The 16,174-nt window shown below is 69.1% G+C and carries 17 protein-coding genes; 12 read left to right on the top strand and 5 right to left on the bottom strand.

Annotated elements, in window-relative coordinates; translation table 11 throughout:
• Window positions 1-34: 34 nt before the first annotated feature.
• Window positions 35-739, bottom strand: a complete 705-nt coding sequence (locus HF576_RS09180; protein ID WP_168912493.1) for a phosphotransferase family protein — start codon at window positions 737-739, stop codon at window positions 35-37.
• Between the two features lie 179 nt (window positions 740-918).
• On the opposite strand from HF576_RS09180, the gene HF576_RS09175 reads away from it, so the two are divergent.
• On the top strand, window positions 919-1,431 hold the full coding sequence (locus HF576_RS09175) for a DUF1990 family protein (protein WP_168912492.1): 513 nt from the start codon (window positions 919-921) through the stop codon (window positions 1,429-1,431).
• 22 nt (window positions 1,432-1,453) lie between these two features.
• Here HF576_RS09175 and HF576_RS09170 read toward each other — a convergent pair whose 3' ends face one another.
• Window positions 1,454-2,389 carry a LysR family transcriptional regulator gene (locus HF576_RS09170; protein ID WP_168912491.1) on the bottom strand — a complete coding sequence of 312 codons (936 nt, stop codon included), beginning with the start codon at window positions 2,387-2,389 and terminating at the stop codon, window positions 1,454-1,456.
• Between the two features lie 81 nt (window positions 2,390-2,470).
• Between HF576_RS09170 and HF576_RS09165 the strand changes: the two genes are divergently transcribed.
• From HF576_RS09165 to HF576_RS09155, 3 genes are all read left to right on the top strand, one after another.
• The gene (locus HF576_RS09165; protein ID WP_168912490.1) at window positions 2,471-3,385 is read left to right on the top strand and encodes a DMT family transporter; all 915 of its coding nucleotides are present in this window, start codon (window positions 2,471-2,473) and stop codon (window positions 3,383-3,385) included.
• Window positions 3,386-3,469: 84 nt separating this feature from the next.
• Entirely contained in the window at window positions 3,470-3,661 is a 192-nt protein-coding gene (locus HF576_RS09160; protein ID WP_168912489.1) for a hypothetical protein, read from the top strand.
• Between the two features lie 37 nt (window positions 3,662-3,698).
• Window positions 3,699-4,829, top strand: a complete 1,131-nt coding sequence (locus HF576_RS09155; RefSeq protein ID WP_168912488.1) for a winged helix DNA-binding domain-containing protein — start codon at window positions 3,699-3,701, stop codon at window positions 4,827-4,829.
• A gap of 121 nt (window positions 4,830-4,950) precedes the next feature.
• Here HF576_RS09155 and HF576_RS09150 read toward each other — a convergent pair whose 3' ends face one another.
• On the bottom strand, window positions 4,951-6,387 hold the full coding sequence (locus HF576_RS09150; protein ID WP_168912487.1) for an XRE family transcriptional regulator: 1,437 nt from the start codon (window positions 6,385-6,387) through the stop codon (window positions 4,951-4,953).
• A 122-nt stretch (window positions 6,388-6,509) separates the two neighbouring features.
• Here HF576_RS09150 and HF576_RS09145 point away from each other — a divergent pair, with 122 nt between their 5' ends.
• A complete protein-coding gene (locus tag HF576_RS09145) occupies window positions 6,510-8,390 on the top strand; it encodes a phosphoenolpyruvate carboxykinase (GTP) (protein ID WP_168912486.1) in 1,881 nt (626 codons plus the stop codon).
• A gap of 128 nt (window positions 8,391-8,518) precedes the next feature.
• Window positions 8,519-8,812 (top strand): hypothetical protein, encoded by a 294-nt coding sequence (locus tag HF576_RS09140; protein WP_168912485.1) that lies wholly within the window; start codon window positions 8,519-8,521, stop codon window positions 8,810-8,812.
• A 19-nt stretch (window positions 8,813-8,831) separates the two neighbouring features.
• Here the strand turns inward: HF576_RS09140 and HF576_RS09135 are convergent, their stop codons facing one another.
• Together HF576_RS09135 and HF576_RS09130 are read right to left on the bottom strand one after the other, a co-directional pair.
• Window positions 8,832-10,886 (bottom strand): ABC transporter ATP-binding protein, encoded by a 2,055-nt coding sequence (locus HF576_RS09135; RefSeq protein ID WP_168912484.1) that lies wholly within the window; start codon window positions 10,884-10,886, stop codon window positions 8,832-8,834.
• A 26-nt stretch (window positions 10,887-10,912) separates the two neighbouring features.
• A complete protein-coding gene (locus tag HF576_RS09130; protein ID WP_168912483.1) occupies window positions 10,913-11,128 on the bottom strand; it encodes an AsnC family protein in 216 nt (71 codons plus the stop codon).
• Between the two features lie 230 nt (window positions 11,129-11,358).
• Here HF576_RS09130 and HF576_RS09125 point away from each other — a divergent pair, with 230 nt between their 5' ends.
• The 6 genes from HF576_RS09125 to HF576_RS09100 all read left to right on the top strand — a co-directional run bounded on the left by HF576_RS09125 (window position 11,359) and on the right by HF576_RS09100 (window position 16,121).
• Window positions 11,359-12,300, top strand: coding sequence for an ATP-binding cassette domain-containing protein (locus HF576_RS09125; RefSeq protein ID WP_168912482.1), 942 nt, complete (start codon window positions 11,359-11,361; stop codon window positions 12,298-12,300).
• On the top strand, window positions 12,297-13,181 hold the full coding sequence (locus HF576_RS09120) for an ABC transporter permease (RefSeq protein WP_168912481.1): 885 nt from the start codon (window positions 12,297-12,299) through the stop codon (window positions 13,179-13,181). The genes HF576_RS09125 and HF576_RS09120 overlap by 4 nt, the downstream gene beginning before the upstream one ends.
• Window positions 13,178-13,996, top strand: coding sequence for an ABC transporter permease (locus tag HF576_RS09115; protein WP_168912480.1), 819 nt, complete (start codon window positions 13,178-13,180; stop codon window positions 13,994-13,996). The genes HF576_RS09120 and HF576_RS09115 overlap by 4 nt, the downstream gene beginning before the upstream one ends.
• An 84-nt stretch (window positions 13,997-14,080) precedes the next feature.
• Window positions 14,081-14,758: a TetR/AcrR family transcriptional regulator gene (locus tag HF576_RS09110; protein WP_168912479.1), complete on the top strand. Its 678-nt coding sequence runs from the start codon at window positions 14,081-14,083 to the stop codon at window positions 14,756-14,758.
• Entirely contained in the window at window positions 14,755-15,369 is a 615-nt protein-coding gene (locus HF576_RS09105; protein ID WP_168912478.1) for an SRPBCC family protein, read from the top strand. The genes HF576_RS09110 and HF576_RS09105 overlap by 4 nt, the downstream gene beginning before the upstream one ends.
• Window positions 15,370-15,440: 71 nt before the next feature.
• A complete protein-coding gene (locus tag HF576_RS09100; protein ID WP_168912477.1) occupies window positions 15,441-16,121 on the top strand; it encodes a DUF4166 domain-containing protein in 681 nt (226 codons plus the stop codon).
• Window positions 16,122-16,174: the final 53 nt, after the last annotated feature.

The following is a 16,174-nucleotide window of genomic DNA, read 5'->3' as shown; positions in this document are numbered from 1 at the left end:
TTCGGGCACCCATTTCTGCGCCGAACCGAAACCTTCACATGTGCGACCAGTTCTCCAGCTGCGCGGTGAGCTCGGTGAGAAACTCGGGCGGTCCAGCTTCGGAGAACCATAGCCAGAGTTCGGCGGCGTGAATCGGGAACCACTCCTTCACCCGTTGCGGGTCCGCGCCGTAGGCGGTGACGAGGCGATCAACCGATCTCGGGTCCTTGCGTGACGCAGCCCACGCCGCACGCGAGAGCTCCCTCATCGGGTCGCCCACGTGGGCTCGCTCCCAATCGACGATTCCGGTGATGACGCCGCCCGTCGCGAGCAGGTTGGCGTCGGTCCAATCACCGTGGCAGAACACCGGGTGCTCGGCAGGCGGTGTCATGAACGGCAAACGCGGCCCGCCAGCATCCCGGTAGCGGCGGACGATGAGCGCGTCGTCGGGTGCGGTCGGGAGACCGTCGGGCGGGGGCACCATCGTATGCAGCCGGCGGAGCAGCGATCCCGACGCGCTGAGCCCGGCCAGCCGTTCGTCGCCGTTCAGGCTATCGAGGCGCTCGCCAGGCACGCGCGTCATGAGGATCGATCCCGCGCTCGCCTCGACGATCGTGGGGGTCGGCAGGTCGACATCGGCCACCGCCGTCAGCGCGAGGAGTTCGGTGTCGTGGCGCGCGGCATCCGTCATTCGCTTCTCGACGAGGGTCTGGCCCGCACGCTCCACGAGCCGTATATGGCCCACCGCCCCCTGCCGCATCCTCCGATTCTTGCTGTCCTCAGACGCGACCGCGACAATCATCGGTCGTCATGCAGTGGATGCGGGCCGCACATCGTAAGTGAAGTCGCCGACGTAGCGGAAGATCTCGTCGCCATCGCGCCCCTCCACGTCGAGACTACGCAGGAGCCGCCAAGGGGACCGGATGCGAAGATCGAGCCGTGACGGAAGCTGAGGGGGAGTCGCTGACGCGTCCGGGCGACCCGGTGTGGCGCGGGGAGGCGCGCGGATTCCGGCGCTGGGAGCGGACCGCTGTTCTCGGGACCAGCGATGGCGTGTGGCGCTGGGCGGCCTCCGAGGTGCTGCGCTGGGGTGTCAAGACCCGCAGTGGCTTCTCCGTCACGCCGGCCACGACGGTGCGCCGGGGGAGCCGGCCGATCATCCTGGCGCATCCGTTCGGCCTCTCGATCCGAGAACCCGTCGAGGTGGTCGATGTCGTCGACACGCCAGACCGTGTCGGCTTCGCGTACCGGACGCTCGCCGGCCACCCGATCTCGGGCGAAGAGGCGTTCATCGTGCATCGTGACGGCGCTACGGTCTTGCTGACCATCCGTTCGCTCACCCGGCCGGCGAGCGGCCAACCCTGGCGGGCGCTCTACCCCGCGCTCCTCGTGGCGCAGAGCATCGCGCGCCGCCGCTACGTCCGGGCGCTCCGTCACCGCGCATCCGTCTGACGGATGCGAGTGCCCGCCCTGCTCAGGCCGGTGCGGTCGAGAGGGCGGCCGCCTCTGCGGCGTGGCGGCGGAGGATGGCCGTCGCACGTTCGACGGCAGGATGCGTGCGCATCGACCGCTTGAACCTGAGCATGATCCGCCGACGCAAGCCCGCATCGCTCATCGGCACCGCCACGGTGCCCTGGGGGAGAAGGTAGGCCCCTAGTCGCGGAACGACGGTGACCCCTAGTCCGGCCGCGACATAGTCGAAGGCGGTCGCGTAGTCGGGCGCGGCCACCTTGAACCTCGGACGGAAGCCGGCCTCGCGGCACGCGACGAGCACGATCTCGCGACAGGGTCCGCGCGCGTGGTCGTTGTCGATCCACGCCTCGTCGATCAGGTCGCGGATCGACAGAGCAGGCCGCTGAGCGAGCCGGTGGTCGCTCGAGATCACCGCGAGGTATCCCTCGGTGAGGAGGTGCTCGACCATGTAGCCGTCGGCCTCTCCGTCACCAGCGGACGGATTGTGCCCCGCAGTCACGGATTCCGCGATGTAGAGCTGCAGGTCGGGATCGATCGAGCGCTGCCCCTTCAGTTCGGCGAGCCCGATCTCGATGCGAAGATCGCTGAACTCGTCGAGCGAGGCGACCACGTCGGGCATCCAGGCGCGATTGGCCGACATGAAGCACTCGATGCGGAGCGTGCCGCTTCGGCCTGCCTTCAGGTCCTCGGTGAGCGCGTCCAGATCGGTGAGCTGCTCGAGCACGCGTCCCGCGCGATCCGCGACCGCCCGACCGGCGGCGGTCGGGACGATGCCGCGACCATGTCGCTCGATCAGGGTGAGCCCGGTTTCGCGCTGGAGCGCGCTGACCTGCTGACTGACGGCTGACGGCGTGTATCCCAAACGCGCGGCGGCGCGGTTGATGGATCCGGCCTGAACCACCGCACGGAGGACTCGAAGGCGCTGCAGATCGACCATTCGAAAACCATACAGTGACGCTGAATGGAGCGGAAGAAACATTCACTTGTTCTGAACGGATGCCGGAACCAAGGTGGTTCCATGGTCTCTTCTGCGCTTCCGCCGACGCGAGTCGACGTCCCCCTCGCGGACGGAAGCCCCCGCCGAGACTGGACGATCCCCGCGGCCACCGCGATCGTCCTCGTCCTGTGGGCCTCGGCCTTCGTCGCGATCCGCTGGGTGGGCGACGACCTCTCGCCCGGTTCCCTCGCGTTCGCGCGGCAGTTCACGGCCACGGTCGTGCTCGTCGGCGTCGCGATCTGGCGCCGCCCGCCGCTGCCGAGGGGCCGCTCACTGGTCCTCGTCATCGTGTACGGCCTGCTCTGGTTCGGCGGATACACCCTCGTGCTCAATCTCGCCGAACGGCATCTCGATGCCGGGACAGCCGCGATGCTCGTCAACATCGCGCCGCTGATCGTGGCAGGTGTGGCGGGAGTCGTCTTCAAGGAGGGCTTCCCCAGGCCGCTGATCTGGGGAATCGGCGTCGCCTTCGTCGGCGTCGTTCTCATCGCGGCGGGCGGGGTGGGCGCCCACAGCGACCCGCTGGGCATTGCGCTCGGCCTTCTCGCCGCCGTCCTCTATGCGAGCGGCGTGCTGGTGCAGAAGGTCGCCCTCCGCACGACGAATGCGCTGAGCGCCACCTGGGTGGGCTGCGCGGTCGGCGCGATCGCGCTGCTGCCGTTCCTCCCCGGACTGGCCGGCGAGCTGACGCAGGCGCCCGCGACCGCCGTCGTCGCCGCCGTCTACCTCGGCGTCTTCCCCTCCGCCGTCGCCTTCCTGCTGTGGGCGCGCGTTCTGCAGCGGGGCACCGCCGGCGCGACCGCGTCGGCGACGCTCGCGGTGCCCGCGATCGTCGTCCTGCTGGCCTGGCTGCTGCTGGGCGAACTCCCCACGCTCCTCGGCATCATCGGCGGCATCCTCTGCCTCGCCGGCGTCGCGTGGAGCCGACGGCGCTGAAGCGGGCGTCATCGGGCGTTGTCAAGCGGGCTCCGTTCCGCCGTCGCACGACGTAGGTTGCGAGCACGACGAACGGAGCAGCGCATGGATCGCGACCCAGACCAGCCCACGACCGACGGCGGCTCGAAGGCAGGAGGGCTCGGACCCGACGGCACGATTCCGGACGACCCGGACGGCGTCGCCGCCGGTTACACGGGAGAGCCGTCGACGTTCGAGCCCGAGGAGGACGAACAGGCACCGCCACCTGACGACGCGCGCGACACCGGCGAGCGCTGATCTGCACGCCGTCGGCGAGCTGCGCCATGATGGGCGCATGGTCCCCACGCCTTCTCCCGACGCGTCTCGCGCTGCACCCGAGGGCCGCGGGTCAGACCCGGCCTTGCGCGCCACGCGACTTCGGTCGCATCGGCTGAGCTCTCCTGCCGCGACGGTCGCCGATGCCGCTCGCCACATGCTGGCGACTCAGGCTCAGGAGTTCTGGGGAGGCCGCTGGGCGCTCGCTGCTCGCACCCGCGGCAGAACGACGATCCGCGATGTCGATGCCACGCTGGACCGCGGCGAGGTCGTGCGCTCATGGACGATGCGCGGCACGATCCATGCGATCCCGGCCGAAGACCTCGCATGGGTGCTGTCCATCACAGGGGAGCGGCAGCTGCGTCAGGCTGCGGCGGTCCATCGGCGCGAAGGCATCGATGAGGCCGAGGTCGCTCGGGCCGAAGCGGCAGTGCGCGCGGCCCTCACGGGCGGCAACCGGCTCACCCGCAAGGAGCTCTTCGAGGTGCTCGAGGCAGCCGGAGTCTCGACCGCCGGTCAGCGCGGCTACCACGTGCTGGTGCACCTCTCGCTGCGCGGGCTCGTGTGTCAAGGGCCGGTCGTGCCTCGCGACAACGGCCCCACGCGCGAGCAGTACATCGTGCTGACCGAGGAATGGATCACGGATGCCGCGGCCCCGGCCGATCCGCATGCCGAGATGTTCGTCCGCTACATCGCGTCGCATGGTCCCGCGGGTCCGCGCGACTTCGCATGGTGGTCGGCGTTGCCGCTCGGGGTCGCGCGAAGCGCAGCGGAAGCGGCATCCGACCGCCTCACACTCGTCGCCGACGAGCCCGAACCGCAGTATGTGGTCAGCGCCGCGCCGCCTCCGCTCTCCGCGGATGCACCCCAGGTCGTCGCGCTGCCTCCGTTCGAGGAGTATTACCTGTCGTACATCGACCGCACGGTGCCGTGCGCACCGGAGTTCCTGAAGGCGATCGGCCCGAGCATGAACGGCATCGTGCGGCCGATCCTCGTCGCGCGCGGCGAGGTCGTGGGCGTGTGGACGCATTCGGTCGCTGTGGGGCGGCACGCCCTCGACCCGGTGCCCGAGTTGTTCACGCCGGGGGCTGCGACGGATGCCGAGATCACCGCCGCGCTCGACCGCTACCGCGACTTCATTACCGCCTAGCCCGTCACCCCTCCTTGCGAAAACACCAGTCCGTCACGTGACACGCCGGGGCGCGGCATCCGTCACCGGCGTGTCGACGTCACCGACTGGTGTTTTCGCAACGCAGGCGGGGCGAAGATCCTCAGGCGTGGCGGTCGAGGAAGTCGTAGACCTCGTTGTCGTCCACTCCGGGGAACGCGCCCCGGGGGAGCGGCGAGAACATCTGCATGTGCACGCGCGCGCTCGGCCAGGCCTTGCCCGACCACCGTTCCGCGACGTCGGCGGGCGCGCGCCGGCAGCATGACTCATCGGGACACGTCGAGGTCGCGCGCTTCTGCGTCTCGCGTCCGCGGAACCACCGGGCATCGTCGAACGGCACCCCGACGGTGATCGAGAACTCGCCGGCCGAGGTCGTGCCCGTCTGAGTCGAGCACCAGTACGTCCCGGCCGGGGTGTCGGTGTACTGGTAGTGCTCGGTGGTGCGGTTCTGCTCGGCGAACGCCGCACGCGCCGAGAACTTGCGGCACGCGGCCTGCCCGTCGACCGCGCCGGTGACATCCATCGGCAGTGGCAGGTCGTCGTTCTCGTAGACGCGCGTGATCGCGCCGGATCCATCGACGCGCAGGAAGTGCAGCCGGATGCCGAGATGCCTGGTCGCGAGATTGGTCAGGCGCATGCCGGCCGCTTCGTGCGTGACGCCGAACGCATCACGGAAGTCCTCGACAGCGAGATTGCGGTCCTTCTTCGCCTGCTGCAGGAACGCCACGGACGCCGTCTCGGGCATGAGGCAGCACGCCGCGTAGTAGTTGATCTCGAGACGCTGCTGAAGGAAGTCGGCGTAGTCGGTGGGCCGCTTGTGCCCGAGCAGACGGTGCGCCATCGCCTGCAGCGCCATCGATCGCAGGCCGTGCCCGCCGGGAATGGATGCCGGGGGCAGATAGATCCGGCCATGCTCGAGGTCGGTGACCGACCGGGTCGAGTGGGGCAGATCGTTGGCGTAGATCAGCTCGAACCCGAGCTTCTCGGCCATGATGCTCACGGTGCGGTGCGTGAGCGCCCCCGAGACGTGACCGGCCGACTTGAGCTGCTTCTCGGCGAGCTTCTCGATCTCGGGCAGGTAGTTGTCGAGTTCGCGCATCTTCAGGCGCAGCTCGGTGTTGGCGCGCCTCGCCTCCTCGGGCGTCGCGATCGCCTCCCGCTCGCGTCGCTGCAGCTCGCGATGCAGCCCGAGGATCGACTCGATCGTCTCGTCCGGCATGCCCTTGGTGACCTTGACCGGCGCGATGCCGAGCTGGCGGAACACCGAGCTCGACTGCGCCCGCTCGAGCTCGATCTCGAGGGCCGCGCGCCGGTTGGGCGGCTCGTTCGAGAGAAGCTCCGCGACCTCGGCGCCGGTGGCGTGCGCGATGGCCTGCAGGAGTGAGAGCTTGGGCTCGCGCTTGCCGTTCTCTATGAGACTCAGCTGACTGCCCGCCACACCGACCTTGGCGCCCAGCTCGTCCAGCGTGTAGCCGTGGGCGAGCCGCTGATGACGGATGCGGTGACCCAGAGTGGTCAGTTCGAGCGGGGTGGGCGGCATTCCTTGATGATAGCGAAAGAATCGCAACTTTTGACGTGCCCGATGCTCGGAAGAGGCACCCATCTGCGAGGAAAGTGGAGGAAGACACCGAATCTGACACGTCGAATCGAAGAGGAGCGACCATGGCGCTTGCCGACATCTTCACCCGTAACGAAGGTTCTGCCTCGTCCCGCCCCACCGTCGCGCGACGCTACGGCGAGGTGCCGACCATCCAGGGCGAGGGCATGGTCGCCCTGCACGCCTGGGTCGACGAGATCGCCGCTCTCACCCAGCCCGACCGTGTCCACTGGGTCGACGGCTCGCGAGCCGAGAACGATGCCCTGCTGCGCGAGATGGTCGACGAGGGCAAGCTCATCAAGCTCAACCCCGAGTGGCGGCCCGGTTCGTACCTCGCCCGCTCGCACCCCAGCGACGTCGCCCGCACCGAGGCGCGAACCTTCATCGCCTCGGAGCGCGAGGAGGACGCCGGCCCGACCAACAACTGGATCGCGCCCGACGAGATCCGCGCCACGATCACCCCGCTCTTCGAGGGATCGATGCGCGGCCGCACGATGTACGTCGTGCCCTTCTCGATGGGACCCGTCGGCGGACCGCTTTCGCACATCGGCGTGCAGGTCACCGACAGCGCGTACGCGGTCACCTCGATCGGCATCATGACCCGCGTGGGCACCGAGGTGCTGCGCGAGATCGCCGGGGGCGCCCACTGGGTCAAGACGGTGCACTCCGTCGGTGCGCCTCTCGCCCCCGGAGAGACGGACGTTCCGTGGCCCTGCAACGACGAGAAGTACATCGTCCACTTCCCCGACACGCTCGAGGTCTGGTCGTACGGCTCGGGCTACGGCGGCAACGCCATCCTGGCGAAGAAGTGCTTCGCCCTGCGGATCGCCTCGGTGATCGGCCGCAACGAGGGGTGGCTCGCCGAGCACATGCTGCTCATCCGCGTCATCGACCCCGCTGGTCGCGCGTACCACCTCGCCGCGGCGTTCCCGTCGGCGTGCGGAAAGACCAACCTCGCGATGCTGCGGCCGACGATCCCCGGCTGGCGCGTCGAGACGCTCGGCGATGACATCGCGTGGCTGCGCCCGGGTGAGGACGGCCGTCTGTGGGCCATCAACCCCGAGGCCGGGTTCTTCGGCGTCGCGCCGGGCACCGGCGAGTCCACGAATGTCACGGCGGTCGAGACACTGTGGGGCAACACGATCTTCACGAACGTCGCGCTGCGGCCCGACGGCGACGTGTGGTGGGAGGGTCTCACCGACGAGCCGCCGGCGGAGCTCATCGACTGGGAGGGCAAGCCGTGGACCCCGGCATCCGGTCGTCCGGCCGCCCACCCGAACTCGCGCTTCACGGTCTCGGCGGCCCAGTGCCCGCAGATCGCCGACGACTGGGAGGCCCCGCAGGGCGTGCCGCTCGACGCGATCCTCTTCGGCGGGCGTCGCGCCACGAACATGCCCCTGGTGGTCGAGGCGACTGACTGGACGCACGGCGTGTTCATGGGCTCGAACGTCTCGTCCGAACGCACCGCGGCCGCCGAGGGCACGGTCGGCGAGCTTCGCCGAGACCCGTTCGCGATGCTGCCCTTCTGCGGCTACAACATGGCCGACTACTTCGGTCACTGGCTCAAGATCGGGCAGAAGCTGCGGTTCGACCGCGCGCCGCGCGTGTTCCAGGTGAACTGGTTTCGCAAGGGCGCGGACGGGCGCTTCCTGTGGCCCGGCTTCGGTGAGAACTCGCGCGTGATCGACTGGATCATCCGCCGCATCGAGGGCGAGGCTCCCGCTGTCGACAGCCCGATCGGGCGTCTTCCGCGCACCGACGACCTCGACCTCGAGGGCATCGAGGTCAGCCAGGACGATCTCGCCGAGCTGTTCGCGATCGACCGCGACTCGTGGCTGCGCGAGGCCGATCTCACCGAGGAGTTCTACCGCACGTTCGACGGCCGCATCCCCGCCCCCCTGTGGGCCGAGCTGGCCGCTCTGAGGTACCGCTTGCAGCGCGGTTGACGCGCAGCACCTGACCGGCGCCCGGCCCTCTTCTTGGCAGAGGGGCCGGGCGCCTATTCGTTGACGCACGGGACCTCTCGCGAACGACGTCATCGTGCGGCCGGCGAGCGGCGTGGCACGATGGCGGAATGAGGGACGGACTGACGCTGTGCTGCCTGCTGTGGGCGCATCCCGGAACCGAGTCCGACCTCGTCGCGTATGAGGACCGCGTGCTGGCACTCCTGCCTGAGCACGGCATCGAACTGGTCGCACGCGCGATCGGCGACGGCAGAGACGGCACGCCGATCGAGACGCAGGTCTATCGCATCCCGGATCAGGCGGCGCTGGACGCCTACACGGCCGATCCGCGACGCACGGCGCTGGCCGACGAACGGGAACGGGTCATCGCCCGGACCGAACTGTTCCCCGTCGCCTTGCGCTGACGACGCGAAGGGGCGCGGGTCAGACCAGCAGCTGATGCTTCGCGAGGTCACGATAGAGCGGCGTCGAGACGACGAGTTCGGAGTGCGTGCCCTGCCCGACGACCCGGCCGTGGTCGAGTACGACGATGTGATCGCTGTCGACGACCGTCGACAGGCGGTGCGCGATGACGATGAGCGTCCGGCCGGCCGCGACGGCGTCGATCGCGTCGCGCATGCGCTGCTCGTTGAGTCCGTCGAGCGACGACGTCGATTCGTCCAGCAGCAGGATCGGGGGAGCGGCCAGCAGCGCCCGCGCGATCGCCAGGCGCTGCCGCTCGCCGCCCGAGAGCATCACGCCGCTCTCGCCGACCGGAGCGTCGAGGCCCAGCGGGTTGCGGTCGAGCACGTCTCCCAGGTTGACGGCGCGCAGCACGGCGTCGCATTCGGCATCGGATGCCTCGGGCGAGGCCAGCCGCAAGTTGTCGCCGATGGTGCCGGCCAGGGTCGGGGCATCCTGTTCCACATACCCCAGCTGTGCGCGCAGCAGATCGCGGTCGAGGGTGCGCACGTCGGCGCCGTCGAGGAGGATCTCTCCGCCGGTCGGATCATAGAACCGCTCGATGAGGGCGAGCGTCGTGCTCTTGCCCGCGCCGGACGGGCCGACGAGCGCGACCCGCGCGCCCCGCGGCACCGTGAACGACACGCCCCGCAGCACCTCGCCATCGGGAACGACGGCTGCCGCGGCATCCGGTTCTGCCTCGGTCTCTGCGGTGATCGCCGAAGTCTCGAGCGCCACGGTGTCGATGGTCGACGTGTCGACGTGTGCGTTCTCGAGGACGGCGCGCGCCTCGTCGGCGGCCTTGCGGCGCGCGGCGACAACATTCTCGGGGTAGCGGAAGCGCACGTCGCGGAACTCGATCGCCGGTGCCGGCGCGGCGGCCGGTTCGCCCGAACCCGAGGCGGCTGACGCCGGACTCGCTGCCACCGCGACGGGCGCAGCAGACCGGATGCTCGCGGCGATCGCCGCATCGTCCTGCGCTTCGGTCGGCAGGTCGAGCACCTCCTGGATGCGGCCGAGCGCACCCAGGGCCTGATTCACCGAGGTGATCGCGCCGAAGAACGACCCGAGCGGGGCGATCAGCATGAAGAGGAACATGATGAACGTCACGAGGCTCGCGATCGTGATCGCGCCTGTCGCGACACGGAACCCGCCGAGGCCGATCACGACCAGCAACGACACCTGCAGCGCGATGCCGGCGATCGGCACGACGAGCGCCGAGACCTTCGCGATGCGCACGCCGACCCGGTACGCGTCCGCGGCGCGGGCGGTGACATCCTCGGTCTCGCGGTCGGTGGCGCCCGCGGCGCGGACGGTGCGAATCGACCCGACGGCGCGTTCCACGCCCGAGGCGAGCTCGCCGACCTTCTCCTGCTGCTCGGTCGACGCGGTGCGGATGCGGCCGCTCAGCGCCACGACGCCGAGCACCGAGACGCCGATCACCACGAGGATGATCGCCAGGAGCAGCGGATCGATGACGGCCATCGCGATCAGGGAGCCGACGAACAGGAGCGCGTTGCCGATCGAATCGGCCAGCCCCTGCGTCAGGGCGGCGTAGAGGAGAGTCGTGTCGCTGCCGACCCGCGAGACGAGGTCGCCGGTGCGGCGTGCGTCGAACTCGCTGATCGGCAGGTGGAGGATGCGCGCGATGAGCTTGCGACGGCTCGAGTACACCACGGCCGTGCCGGTGCGCTGCAGGAGATAGTGCTGCCAGCCCGAGATCAGCGACCCGACCACCACGAACCCGACCAGGGCCCACACGAGGAGTCCGAGGTCGAGGTTGTTCTGTACGCGCTCGATGACCTGACCGACGAGCAGCGGCTGCACCAGGGTCGCAACGGCACCCAGCACGCTGAGCACCGCGACCGCGACGAGGGTGCCCTTGTGCTCGAAGATGAACGGCAGCAGCTGTCCGAAGCTGGCGCGCGGTCCGTCGTCGGCTTTGCCGCGACGGTTGCGGATGCCTCGTCCCTTCGCGGGGGCCGACGGCTGAGTGGTGTCGGGTTCGATGGCTTCGTCGAGTTCGGCGGAGGGCATGGGTGTACCTCGTTCGTGCGTGGGGGTCACTTACGACCGTACTTCTTGTGGACGGCCTGTCGGCTCACTCCGAGGGCGCTGGCGATCGCCTGCCATGAGAAGCCCACGTTGCGCGCCTTGCGCACCTGTACCTCCTCGGCGCGGGCGAGCTCGCGACGGACCTCGGCAAGGCGGTGAAGCTCCGCGAGCGGCTCCCGCTCGGGCGCCGCCCCGATCAGCGTGCGGATGTCGTCACCGCTCATCGCCCACCTCCCTGGCTCTCGCGGACGCCTCACTCACCGGCATCCGTCCGTCAACCATAGTTGACGTCATCCTCGAATGTCAACCACCGTTGACGCCACCCTTCCGCCGCCAAACCTCTGTTCGTTCGTCACCTGTGTACGCCGATGGGCCGGATTCGCGTGCACAGGTGACGAACGAACGGGGGTGACGAGCGCGTCGCGGTGTCGGGGACCGGCGCTAGGGTAGTCCGGTGCCCGCCCCCGTGATCGCAGCGAACAACCTCGTCAAGGCCTACAAGGTGAAGGGCAAGCCCGATTTCCTCGCGGTGGACGGACTGTCGTTCGAGGTGGCTCCGGGCGAGTCCTTCGGCCTGCTCGGGCCCAACGGCGCCGGCAAGTCCACGACCATGAAGATGATCGGCGCCGTGTCGACGCGCACCGGCGGCGACCTGTCGATTCTGGGGCTCGACCCCGACCAGCACGGCCCCGAGATCCGCTCTCGGCTGGGCGTGGTGCCGCAGCAGGACAACCTCGACGGCGAGCTGAACGCTCGCGAGAACCTCTACATCTACGGGCGCTACTTCGGTCTGCCGGGCAAGGTTTGCGCGCAGAAGGCTGACGAGCTGCTGGCGTTCGCCGCGCTCGAAGACAAGGCCAAGAGCAAGGTCGATCAGCTCTCGGGCGGCATGAAGCGCCGGCTGACGATCGCCCGAGGACTCATCAACGACCCTCGCATCCTGCTGCTCGACGAACCGACCACGGGTCTGGACCCGCAGGCGCGGCACGTGCTGTGGGACCGGCTGTTCCGCCTCAAGGAGCGGGGCACGACACTCGTGCTCACGACGCACTACATGGACGAGGCCGAGCAGCTGTGCGACCGGCTCATCGTCGTCGACAAGGGCCGCATCATGGCCGAGGGCACCCCGTCCTCGCTCATCCGCGAGCACTCCAGCCGCGAGGTGCTCGAGGTGCGCTTCGGGTCCGATCGCAACCAGCAGGTCGCCGGCCGGCTCGAGGGGATCGGCGATCGCGTCGAGGTGCTGCCCGATCGCGTCCTCGTCTACGCTCAGAACGGCGAGGCGGCGCTCGAAGAGGTCACCCAGCGCGGGCTTCACCCCATCACGAGCCTGGTGCGCCGTTCGAGCCTCGAGGACGTGTTCCTGCGGCTGACCGGAAGGTCGCTGATCGAATGACCGGGAATCCCGAGGGCTCGCCGGTCGCAACCGATCCGGCGCTGGACGAACTCCGCGCAGAGGCGATGGAGTGGGGGCGCAAGCCGCGCTCGCGCGGCACCTGGTACGTCACCGAGCACATGGTGCGCGCGATGCGGGCGTACGGCTGGACGATCATCGTCGGCGCGCTCGGGCAGCCCGTGCTCTACCTGCTCGGCCTCGCAGTCGGCCTCGCGGCGATCATCGACGCCCCGATCGAGGATGGCGGGCAGACCGTGCCGTACCTCGTCTTCGTCGCGCCCGCGCTGCTCATGACCTCGGCCATCGCGGTGGCGTCCGAGGAATTCACCTACCCGGTCATGGCCGGCTTCAAGTGGCGCCGGTACTTCTACGGCTTCAACGCGTCACCGCTGTCGTCGAGTCAGATCGCCAACGGCGTCGTCGCGGGCGCAGGGGCGCGCATGGCCGTCACGGTGGTGCTGTACTTCGCGTTCATCGCACTGTTCTTCGCGATCCTGCAGCCCGGTGCACTGGTCCCGTCGACCGCCTGGCTGTCGGTCTTCATCGGCCTGCTCGCCGGACTCTCGTTCGGCATTCCCCTGATGGCATACGCTGCCACGATCGAGGACGACAAGGGCCAGTTCGCGCTCGTGCAGCGGTTCGTCTTCATGCCGATGTTCCTGTTCTCGGGCACGTTCTACCCGCTCGCCAACATCGGCTGGCTGCAGTGGATCGGCTGGATCTCGCCGCTGTGGCACGCGACCGAGCTCGGGCGCGTGGTCACCTATGGCAAGCAGATCGATCCGCTCCTGCTCACGGTGCACATCGCGTATCTCCTCGTCCTCACCGTCGGCGGTCTCATGATCGCGCGGCGCCTCTTCGAGAGGAGGCTCGCGAAATGACGACGATGACGGATGCCGCGGTCCGCAGTGGCAGCGTGCGCGCATTGTGGGCAGGGAACCCCCAGTCGGTCGTGCAGCGCGGTCTGATCGCGGCCCGCTCCTCGAGCTGGGTGGTCGTGCTGTCCGGCTTCTTCGAGCCGGTGTTCTACCTGGCGTCGATGGGGATCGGCCTCGGCGCGATCATCGGCGATGTGCAGACCTCCAGCGGTGTCGAGATCTCGTACGCCGCCTTCATCGCGCCCGCGCTGCTCGCCGTCTCGGCGATGAACGGCGCGATCTACGACTCGACCTGGAACGTCTTCTTCAAGCTCAACTACGGCAAGCTCTACGAGGGGATGCTCGCGACCTCGCTCGGCCCGCTCGACGTGGCGCTGGGCGAGATCCTCTACGCGCTGCTGCGCGGGCTGCTGTACGCGACCGGCTTCATGATCATCATGCAGCTGCTGGGACTGAACCTGGCGTGGACGGCGATCCTCGCGATCCCCGCCGTGCTGCTCATCGCCTTCGGCTTCGCGAGTCTCGGGATGGCCGTCACGAGCTACATGAAGACGTTCCAGCACATGGACTGGATCAATTTCGTGCTGCTGCCGATGTTCCTGTTCTCGGCGACGCTGTACCCGATCTCGATCTATCCCGACTGGGTGCAGTCCATCATCATGGCGTTCCCGCTGTGGCACGGCGTCGAACTGGTGCGGGGGCTCACCACCGGCATCCTGTCTCCCGACATGCTCTGGCACGTGCTCTACTACCTCGTCATGATCGCGGTGGGCCTGGTCTTCACGACGAAGCGGCTGCGCGCCCTGTTCCTCGACTGACGCCGGTCGGTGGGTCCGCGGGTCGAAACCGGACCTGCAAGGCCGAGTATTGAACATGTTCAGAAAGCGCGCTAGTTTCTGAACATGTCCAGTTCTGACGAACCGGCGCTCACGAAGAGCGAGCGCACCCGGTCCCTGATCCGCGATGTGGCCCTGCGGTCGTTCCGCGAGCGAGGGTACGACGAGACGACGATCCGGCTGATCGCCCACGAGGCGGGGGTCTCGGTCGGCACGACCAACTACCACTTCGCCTCGAAGAACGACCTCGTGCAGGAGCTGTACCTCGATGTGCAGGAGGCGCACCGAACGGCCGCGCTCCCGCTGCTCGCCGGTGCCGACGGGCTCGTGGAGCGGCTGGGGATCGTCTACCGCACCGGGCTCGCCGAGCTCGCGCCGTATCACCGCTTCGCTCCCGAGTTCCTCTCGGCCGCGGTGTCGCCGCGGTCGTCGCTCAACCCGCTGTCGGCCGACTCCTCCGAATCCCGTGACGTCATCGTCGGACTCTTCCGCGCCGCGGTGGCGGGCGCGAAGGACCGGCTGCCGGCGGAGTTCGACGAGGACCTTCCGGCTGCGCTGATGCTCGGGCATCTGCTGCTCGCGCTGTTCTGGGTGTACGACTCCTCGCCGGGACAGGAGCGCACGCAGCGCCTGCTCGATCGCGGGCTTCGGCTTCTCACTCTGTCGCTCCCTCTCGTGCGTGCGCGGATCCTGAGGCGCCCGCTGCGGGAGCTGCTCGATCTGATCGCCGAGGTCCGCGCATGACCGCCGCCCTCTCGCCGATCTTCGTGAGCATCCGGATCCGCGCCTCGATCGAGCGAGTGTGGGAGTTGACGCAGGACGTCTCGCAGCATGCGCGCTGGGATGCCCGGTTCAGCAGCATCACTCCGGTCGAGGAGCTGCCCGGCGGAGGCATCCGGTTCGCCTACGAGCGCCGGATCCCGGGGCACACCATCGCGGGACTCGGCACCACGATCGGTGAGCGCTCGCGCCCGGACGGCACCCGTACCTCGGCGCTCCGCTTCGACACCGGCGACCGGCTGTCGCCGCTCGGCCCCGGGCGCGGGTACTGGCGCTATCGGCCCGACGGCGACCACGTCGTGTTCTCGACGGGCTACGACTACGAGCCCGCGTGGGGTCGCGCTCTCGACCGGCTCTTCGTGCGGCCGCTGGTGGGATGGCTCACCGCGTGGAGCTTCGACAGGCTGCGCATCTGGGCCGAGACGGACGTTCCGCCGGAGCGCTGGCCGCTCGGCTCGGCGCTCGCTCTCTGGCGGCGCGATCGGCCGCGAGCCGCCCGCACCACCCGCCGACCTCCGCACCGTCGCGTCATGGAGGACGCCCCGGAGACCCTGCGACAGCTGGTCCGGCCGTGAGCAGCCACGCACTCGCACCTGCACCCGCACGTGCCCGCGCTGTCGCGCCGACACCAGCCACTCCTGCGCCGATGCCGGCGCGCTCGATGTTCGCGACTGCGATGGGGGAGGACTTCGCGCGCCTTCACCCGATGCTTCAGCGACGTTTCGGCGTCGGCCTCGCGGACGGCTACGCGTGCATCGGGCGAGGGACCATGAGCCGCGTCCTCCGCGGACCGTGGTGGACCATCCCGTTCCTGCAGATCGGTCGCTTCCGCAGCATCCTGGTCCCGGAGGCGGGGCTCGACATCCCGTTCACGATCGAGAACTACCCCTACCGAGATCCCTACGGACGCGAGACGGTCACGTTCGTGAGGGAGTTCCGGATGCCGCGAGCCCGGCGCCGCTTCGACGCCACGATGATCCTCGATGCCGAGCGGCATCGCATCGTCGACTACCTCGGTACGCACCAGCACCTGGCTGTCGACCTCGAGCTGTCCGCCGAGTCCGACGGAAGCCTGCTGCTGGTCTCGGACGCGCAGCGCTTCTACGAGGGCCTGCTGGCCTTCCGGTTCCCGATGCTGTTCAGCGGGCGCGCCGAGCTTCGTGAGAGCTATGACGACGAGGCACAGGTCTTCCGCATCAGCCTGCGCGTGCGCAACCGGGTCTTCGGCCTGCTCTTCGGCTACGACGGAGAATTCCGCTGCGAGTTCGTCGAGGCGTCCGACGCGCCCGCGCACACCAAGCCGGTGCGGCACGAGAGACGCCGGTGAGAGGGTGCCGCGGCCCACGCGGGCCGCGGCATCCTCACACCTCGTCGTCTCGG

The organism is Microbacterium salsuginis, from assembly GCF_012524205.1.
Classification (GTDB): domain Bacteria; phylum Actinomycetota; class Actinomycetes; order Actinomycetales; family Microbacteriaceae; genus Microbacterium; species Microbacterium salsuginis.
The sequence above is the reverse complement of the archived record's forward strand: the minus strand, read 5'-3'. Positions and strand labels throughout refer to the sequence as shown.